1 protein-coding gene is annotated in these 968 nt (G+C 62.2%); it reads right to left on the bottom strand.

The annotated features are described in order from the left end of the window. The coding region (locus NUW13_16070) for a helicase-related protein (protein ID MCR4440525.1) at positions 1–591 on the bottom strand (591 nt) is incomplete at its 3' end. Positions 592–968: the final 377 nt, after the last annotated feature.

Here is a 968-nt window from a genome sequence, read left to right as displayed (position 1 = left end):
GGAGCTGCTCAGCTCATCCCGATCGTGGGCGATTATGGACTCTATCCTGGATCTGAGTGTCCCCAGGAGATGATCGCTCAGCTGGAGCTGGGCTGCGACCGTATCGAGCATCGGCAGCGTCTCCAGATCGATATTTATAACGTTCTCCACAGACTGATGCAGCGGCAGGTTGACTGTGGCCAGCCACTCTGCATGCACGTGTGCCCGGATGAGGGCCTCGTTGGTTAGATCGATGCGTGGGGCCTGCACGCTGCCTGCCACCATCTCCTCACGGCTGCGGAAGAAGTACTGATCGTGGGGGCTGTAGGCACCACAGTAAGCCATGATCAGCCCTGCCTGGCCCTGGCGCCCGGCCCTGCCGCTGCGCTGCGCGTAGTTGGCAGGTGTTGGGGGGATGTTGCGCATGTGGACCGCGTCCAGGTCGGCGATATCGATCCCCAGCTCCATGGTCGGCGAGCAGACCAGGTATGGCAGCGGTGGATCCTCGATGCCTCGGAACCTACGCTCACGCCTCTCGCGCTCGCCCGGAGTCACCACCTGCGCGGTGTGCTCCCGCGCCTCCAGGGAGGCAAGATCAGAGGATGACTCCATGTAAAACTGCTGGAAAAAGCGGTTCACCTCTGGAGTCAGGTCTGTCGTGCGTCTCGCCCAGATCGGGTCGGGTTGCGGAGGGGTCCCGTCTCCGAGGCGCCAGATGATGCATCCAGCGTCTAAACGGTAAAGACGGTGGTCCTCATAAGTGTGCTCTCGCAGCAGCCCCCATCCTACCAGCACGTTCAGAAGCATGTCAAGCAGGCGCTCGACGTCCGCGGGGTTGAGCTGGAGCGATCGCTGCAGGTAACGTCCGAGGAGCGATCTCGCGGTGATTTTGAAGTAGCTCTCGCGTGGGAGGCGCGCAGCCTCGCCGGGACGCATGAGTGCAGGAGCCGGATATATGGAGGGGTTGTCGGGATCGAGACCCCACAACT

Source organism: candidate division KSB1 bacterium (genome assembly GCA_024655945.1).
Lineage (GTDB): Bacteria > Zhuqueibacterota > Zhuqueibacteria > JANLFK01 > Oleimicrobiaceae > Oleimicrobium.
This window is presented reverse-complemented; position numbering and strand designations above follow the sequence as displayed.